This window comes from Peribacillus sp. (assembly GCF_059453735.1).
This window is the reverse complement of sequence record NZ_JAZVJO010000105.1, coordinates 1-6,106: the sequence shown is the minus strand read 5'-3', so window position 1 is coordinate 6,106 and position 6,106 is coordinate 1. Positions and strand designations below refer to the sequence as shown.

7 protein-coding genes are annotated in these 6,106 nt (G+C 40.0%); 1 reads left to right on the top strand and 6 read right to left on the bottom strand.

The features are described 5' to 3' along the window. Positions 1-157: 157 nt before the first annotated feature. Complete coding sequence (locus AC52RT_RS03525; RefSeq protein ID WP_495539476.1) at positions 158-2,440, bottom strand: UvrD-helicase domain-containing protein; 2,283 nt, start codon at positions 2,438-2,440, stop codon at positions 158-160. Between the two features lie 174 nt (positions 2,441-2,614). On the opposite strand from AC52RT_RS03525, the gene AC52RT_RS03520 reads away from it, so the two are divergent. Next, positions 2,615-2,926 carry a hypothetical protein gene (locus AC52RT_RS03520; RefSeq protein WP_495539475.1) on the top strand — a complete coding sequence of 104 codons (312 nt, stop codon included), beginning with the start codon at positions 2,615-2,617 and terminating at the stop codon, positions 2,924-2,926. A 42-nt stretch (positions 2,927-2,968) separates the two neighbouring features. On the opposite strand, the gene AC52RT_RS03515 is transcribed toward AC52RT_RS03520, so the two are convergent. From AC52RT_RS03515 to AC52RT_RS03495, 5 genes are all read right to left on the bottom strand, one after another. Beyond that, positions 2,969-3,493, bottom strand: coding sequence for a spore coat protein (locus tag AC52RT_RS03515; protein ID WP_495539474.1), 525 nt, complete (start codon positions 3,491-3,493; stop codon positions 2,969-2,971). Positions 3,494-3,611: 118 nt separating this feature from the next. Then, positions 3,612-3,836, bottom strand: coding sequence for a hypothetical protein (locus AC52RT_RS03510; protein WP_495539473.1), 225 nt, complete (start codon positions 3,834-3,836; stop codon positions 3,612-3,614). A 147-nt stretch (positions 3,837-3,983) separates the two neighbouring features. Then, positions 3,984-4,409 carry a GNAT family N-acetyltransferase gene (locus AC52RT_RS03505; protein ID WP_495539472.1) on the bottom strand — a complete coding sequence of 142 codons (426 nt, stop codon included), beginning with the start codon at positions 4,407-4,409 and terminating at the stop codon, positions 3,984-3,986. Positions 4,410-4,414: 5 nt separating this feature from the next. Continuing rightward, positions 4,415-4,930, bottom strand: coding sequence for a 2'-5' RNA ligase family protein (locus tag AC52RT_RS03500; RefSeq protein ID WP_495539471.1), 516 nt, complete (start codon positions 4,928-4,930; stop codon positions 4,415-4,417). Between the two features lie 92 nt (positions 4,931-5,022). After that, positions 5,023-5,748 (bottom strand): alpha/beta hydrolase, encoded by a 726-nt coding sequence (locus AC52RT_RS03495; protein ID WP_495539470.1) that lies wholly within the window; start codon positions 5,746-5,748, stop codon positions 5,023-5,025. Positions 5,749-6,106 lie beyond the last annotated feature (358 nt).

Genomic DNA, 6,106 nt, shown 5'->3' with positions numbered 1-6,106 from the left:
GCCTTCCTTTAAAAGAGGACGCCTCCGCTTTTCTAGTTGTCTAGCGCCAGCAGCCAGCTTGCTGTGGAAAAGATGAAAGTCCTCAAAAGGCAAAGTGCGCCTTTCGGTCCTTTCCCTATTTCCTTCGCAAGCTAACGGGCTGCTTCCGCTTTTCTGGTCACAAGTTCAAGAATCTTGATGGGTGTGCTGTTTTTCCTCTTCTTGTTTGTGGTACGGAGATGTAGAGTTCCTGTTTGGCTCGTGTGGCGGCTACGTACATGAGTCTTCGTTCCTCTTCTAGTGGAGCGGTTTCACCTTTACGGTACGCTTCGAGTGAGAAGTCATGCGGTAAGCTGCCATCAACAGCTGATAACAGGTAAACTGCTTTGTATTCTAAACCTTTTGAACGATGGATGGTTGTCAGCTGAATCGCATCTTGGAAATGCTTTGAGAGCTGCTTGACTTCCTTCACCATAGCAGCCATATGGTCCGCGTGTTCAATGAATGCACTAATCGTTTCAAAGCGTCTTGCGGCTACTTTTAAATCTCGGATGTCGTCAGATCCTTTATCCACACTGCCTTCATCACCGCGTTTTTTCACGTAATCTGTAAAGCCAAGATCTTTTTCAATAAATTCAAGTGCAACAGAAGGGGACAAGCTGGATAAAGATCGGATTTTTTCAGGCAATGTTTTTAGCTTTTTCTCCTGAAAGGCATGTCCTGTTTTAAGATGTGAAAATGCATTAATAAAATCACAATCCTGTAAAATCGTTTGTGCTTTCATTTCTTGTAAAGCACTTTGTTTTAAAAACAGGGAGGATAATATTGAACTCACTGGTTTCGGATCCTCAGGATCAAGCGCTAGCCGCATATAAGCGAGCATGCTTTTAACTATTTTTCGATCATAAAAGCTCTCGGCATCTCGTTCAATAACAAAAGGAAGACTAGAAGCTGCCAGCCGCTCAAATATGGCTCGTGACATGGTATGTGTGCGGTATAGGATAGCGAAATCACCTGGTTGAGCACCTTGTCTAATTTTTTCTTGGATATCCGTCACAATCATGGTCGCTTCAATTTCTTCATCGTATGGATAAAACAAAACTGGCGGGTTTCCGTTATCATGCTGTGCTTGCATGGCTTTGACACGACGTTGTTTATTGCGCTTAATCATGCGGTTAGCTGTCGAAACAATTTTATGCGACGAACGATAGTTTTCCGTCAGTTTAATGACTTTTGCTCGTGGAAAGTCACCTTCAAAATGGAGAATGTATGAAGGGTCACTTCCGCGGAAGGAATATATGGACTGATCGTCGTCACCAACTGCACACACATTTTGTGTATTGGCTGATAAGAGTTTAATTAATTCATATTGTACCGCATTAATATCTTGAAACTCGTCGACTAAGAAATAGTGAAAGCGCTCTTGATATTTGGCTAATAGCTCTGGGTAGTTACGGAAAAGTAAATAACAGCCTACCAGCATATCGTCAAAATCATAACGGTCGGTGTGAGTTTTATAGTCTTCATAGCTCTTATATAATGATAGACAAGATGTTTCAAAATCATCCTTTGGTTTAATATCCTTAGGGAATAGGAGTGAATTTTTCCATAGTCCGATTTGCTGTAACGCTTGGTCATAAGCAAATTCTTTTTCATCTAGTCCTATTTCTCGACCAGCGTTTTTAAGAATCTTTAACCGTTCCCACTCCCATTTTAAGAGACGATCACGCTGCCACTGATCTGGTTGATGGAAGATCAGGATTTTATAGAAAATACTATGAAAAGTCCCGCTGACAAGCTGTGAAGCAATCATCGGCGTAATTCCTGGATAACTTAGCAGACGTTGTTTCATTTCAGCGGCTGCTTTGGCGGTAAACGTGACAAGCATGATGTTTCGCGGGTCGATTTTTTTTTCCGTCAGCATAAACGCTGTCCGAACCGTCAACACCCTTGTTTTTCCGCTTCCAGCGCCAGAGAGAACGAGTAACGGCCCCTCAATCGTCGATGCTGCAGTAAGCTGCTGACTGTCAAGTATGACACCGTTTCTGGCTAATTCATTGAAGTAAGGACTATCAATTGTTGAAGCTTGTACAAGCTTTTTTTCAAAATCAGGGCTGCCGCTGACCTCTTTGGATGTAAGGAAGTTTTGGTGAACAGGTTTTTCTTCTGTAATGGTACGTGATATAGGAATACGGAACCCATTTTGTTCACGATACTCTGCTGTTTCAGTAGAGGGAGAACTAGGACTGGATTCCCATTGCAGGGTATTGCATACGGGTACATTTGGAGCTGCATGATAAAAATGCGGTTCTTCGTGTATCCCTAAATATAATTTGACTGGTGAATGGCAAGCCGGACATAATAGATTCCCACGCTTTCCCTTTTCAAAAAGGGTTTGCAGTTCATCAGGTGAAATACTGTCTAGTTTTATAAGTCTATTTTCTGATTTTGCTGCTTTCATAGGTAAACCCTCAAATCTGCTTCTGCTGAAATAGTACTGCAGATTTTATCATAACAGAACGAAAAGAAAACAAAAAGTTGTAAAAGTGGTTTAAGCAGTAGAAATATTGGGAATAGGTCAATGAGTACATACCTTCATTTACTATTTAAAAACTTTAGGAAGGGTGAAGATAAAATGGGATACATAGCACCAGTCACACAGTTTGATTACATTCAATATGCTAATCGTACAGCTGCTGCCGAACGCCAAGCGAATCGTTCTGTCCGTGGAACATCCCCCATTTTCCCAATGAAGTTTTACAGGGAAATGAATACAGATCGTACTGAAACAAAGCGAACAGAGACGATGTCGGACGATGAACCTAAAGTAGAATTAAGTATGTACAATAATGCTTCATTACATAAGAACAATGTTTCAAGAGAAGTTATCGAACAAACAGCAACGGAGTTAACAGGCAAGGGATGGTTTGTTAATGCAATGGTATAAGTAAAGTCAAAAGGACACATATGTGTCCTTTTGTGTTTACATTTATAGAACGTCAACTTCCACAATAATCGCAAGAAGCAATTGTAGTAATAGTTGGATATTAATAGCGATTTGAGCATCAGTCGTTCTGATTTCGATATCACGGCTGTTTTCAACAATTGTTTTTTGGCGTGTAATCTGACTGATTTTAGACGTTTGCAGCAATTCTTGTGTGATTGAAGCAGAGTCCTGCCCGTCAGCAATTGAAATGCTGATAATGACAGCAATCGCAGCTTGAATGGCAGCTTGTAAAGAAAGTGCTGCTTTTAAATCCACTGAGGTAACTGTTACATCACAAGAATCTTTGATGAAAATTAACTCTTCAGATAATTGGAATTCTGAATTACCTTGCACAGCTCTTTGGTCAATGTTATTATCTTCATTCCGGCAAAATGCGGATAATGGGTGACGATCGTCTGAATCTAGTGCAGACCATCTTTTTTCTTTGTGCCGATCTCTACTGTTTTCCTCTCTACAGCTGCTGCTTTCACAACGATTTCTATTGCTTCTATACACCTCTTGATTCATAATAATCCTCCTTAGGTTTGATTCTTTATTAAAGTATGCGTCAACTTCCATGATGTTTGGACGAATCTACCTCGGCAAATAACTATTTTGTGCGGATTCTTGGTTAAAACACACGAGGCTATTTAAATGAGTCGTAAACATTAGTAGTTGGATTTACATCGGCTTCGGTAATATGGGTATGTTCTTCACTTAATTGCTTGTATTGCTCCTGCAGATGGAGAATCGTCTTTTTCAGTTGTGCCTTCTCTTGATCTGTAAGATTAATATTCTCTTTTTTGATGCCATGTTTTCGTAATGTGCTGGATACAAGCAACTTCATTAACTGCTTTTGAGATTCCTCCATATTAAAGTTTTGATCACTGATAACAATCTCCTCCTTTTCCTTTCATACTCATAGACTATGAAGATAGGAGCTGATAGGACAGGGGCAAACGTGGAATTTCTCCATTTTGAGCAAAGAAAAATCCCGAACCAGTTGGTCCGGGATTACTTATATGTCTTTTATCATAGTCTTATGAGGAATGCCAGCATCGAGGAATTCTTCCGAAACGATACGGTACCCGAGTTTTTCATAAAAAGGAATGGCTTGAATCTGCGCATTAAGTTTGAATGTGTGGATATCTTGTGTGGTACCATATTCTTCAAGAGCATTCATAATAATAGAGCCGGCACCCTTACTGCGAGCGGCGGGCATAACGCAGATACGTTCAATCTTGCCGATTCCATCAAGGATACGGAGACGCCCCGCACCAGCTGGATGCTGCAGTTCATCATATAAAATAAAATGAGTAGAAACATCCTCAAACTGATCAATTTCTTCTTCCGCAGGAACAAGCTGTTCCTCAACAAATACTTTCATACGAACATAATAAGCATCTTCAAGTTGTTTTTGAGTAGTTACAAGTTCTATGTTCAAAGACCTTATTCCTTTCCTAGCTTGTACGTTTTATAAACGTTCCAAGTACCTTGTTCATTTTGTTTCATTAATTGAATTTCAGTAATAACTTCCTGATGAGTTAAATCTAGCATACTTAATTGACCTAACACATCAGAATGCTCATTCGTTGAGAGGTTCTGACCGATTGTGATATGCGGGACAAAATTGTAAGGCGAAGGTGAACCAGCAAACTCTTCTTGATTGAATGCATTGTACAATCCCTCAAGTTCAATGGAAGGCTCGACCTTAAAATAGATGGTATTGGATACTGGTTGAAATGTGCTCGCTTTAAGTACTTTTAGGACCAAAGGGTCAAAATTCTTAACAACATCCTCAATTTTTCGTTCAATGTTTTTAATTTCAGCATCTGATGCTTCAAAAGCTGCTTTAATCGTAACATGTGGTGCAATCAAGGGATAATTAGTATCATACCGTTTCCGATATGAATTTGCTTTATCCTGTAGTGTCTTAGAAGGAAAAATAGCGATACCATATTTCATAATAATACCTCCCGAATGAGAATGCTGTACTTTGTACGTTATTCAAATAGTATACCAAAAATTGGGTAAGATTGTGACGTAAACTACTATGCTTAAAACATTTCCTTTAAAGCTCGTTTAAGATCCTTCTGCCAGTACTTCCAGGTATGTGTACCCTCAATCTCATCATAAAAATAAGAAAAGCCTTTTTCTTTCATGAGTCTGCTTAATTCCTGATTCGGCTCGAGGAAGTTGGAAATGGTATCGTCTGTTGAGGAGGGGACTTCAGTTTCTCCAGTACCGATAACGTGATAGATTTCAAGCAAATGCGGTGTCTCAAAATCCCTTACTGCATTGATAACTGTTTCATTTACAAGTGGTGACTGCAAAATACACTTACCAAATGTATGTGGATACTGAAGCGCAGTCATGAGTGAGACAGTTGCCCCTAGTGAATCACCGATTAACGCTCGGCCCAATCCCATATGGTAAACAGGAAACTCTTCTTCAAGAAAAGGAAGAAGCTCATGGGCGAGAAAACGTATGTAGTTCTTATTTTGATCCCCATCTGGATGATACTTACTCCAGCGGTCATAGCGATTTTGATAAGGAACACCCACTATGATGACATTCTCCATTTCCCCACTGGCAAGCAGCTCATCCGCCACTCTCCCCATTCGGCCGAGTTGAAAATAATCCCGACCATCCTGAGCAATAAGCAGCGAGTATTTATATAGAGGAGAAAAGTTAGCTGGTAAATAGACAAGCAATTCTAAATCTTCCCCCAAAGCCTTACTTTTAAACCTATATTCCTTAATGGTGCTCTTAGCTTCATTCATCCCGTCACACCCCTGTTGAATGTATTAAATTAGTTGAAAGGGCTTACGAAATAATTTTACCACACTTATTCTTGTAATTCCCGTCTAAAGGACGAGCGAGTAAATCGATGTTTTATGGAGAGTAAGAAGAAGGACCAGCTTACTTAATGAAGCAATGGCCCATACATGAGGAAAAAGTGGATGGAGAAGGAAGGCTGGACTAGAGGAATCAACCTAACCGCTGTTTATAGGTAAGCAGTTGTGCAGATAGAATATTACTCACTTTAAAGGTACGATTCAACTGACGTAAACAGGAGAAAGCCCGAATTCGATCTTCCTCAATAGAAAGTACCTGGATTTTACGCTGGGTAATCACACC

Bases quoted from the DNA above. Each gene is read 5' to 3' on its own strand.
- AC52RT_RS03525 (WP_495539476.1), bottom strand. From the start codon at position 2,440: ATGAAAGCAGCAAAATCAGAAAATAGACTTATAAAACTAGACAGTATT.
- AC52RT_RS03520 (WP_495539475.1), top strand. From the start codon at position 2,615: ATGGGATACATAGCACCAGTCACACAGTTTGATTACATTCAATATGCT.
- AC52RT_RS03515 (WP_495539474.1), bottom strand. From the start codon at position 3,493: ATGAATCAAGAGGTGTATAGAAGCAATAGAAATCGTTGTGAAAGCAGC.
- AC52RT_RS03510 (WP_495539473.1), bottom strand. From the start codon at position 3,836: ATGGAGGAATCTCAAAAGCAGTTAATGAAGTTGCTTGTATCCAGCACA.
- AC52RT_RS03500 (WP_495539471.1), bottom strand. From the start codon at position 4,930: ATGAAATATGGTATCGCTATTTTTCCTTCTAAGACACTACAGGATAAA.
- AC52RT_RS03495 (WP_495539470.1), bottom strand. From the start codon at position 5,748: ATGAATGAAGCTAAGAGCACCATTAAGGAATATAGGTTTAAAAGTAAG.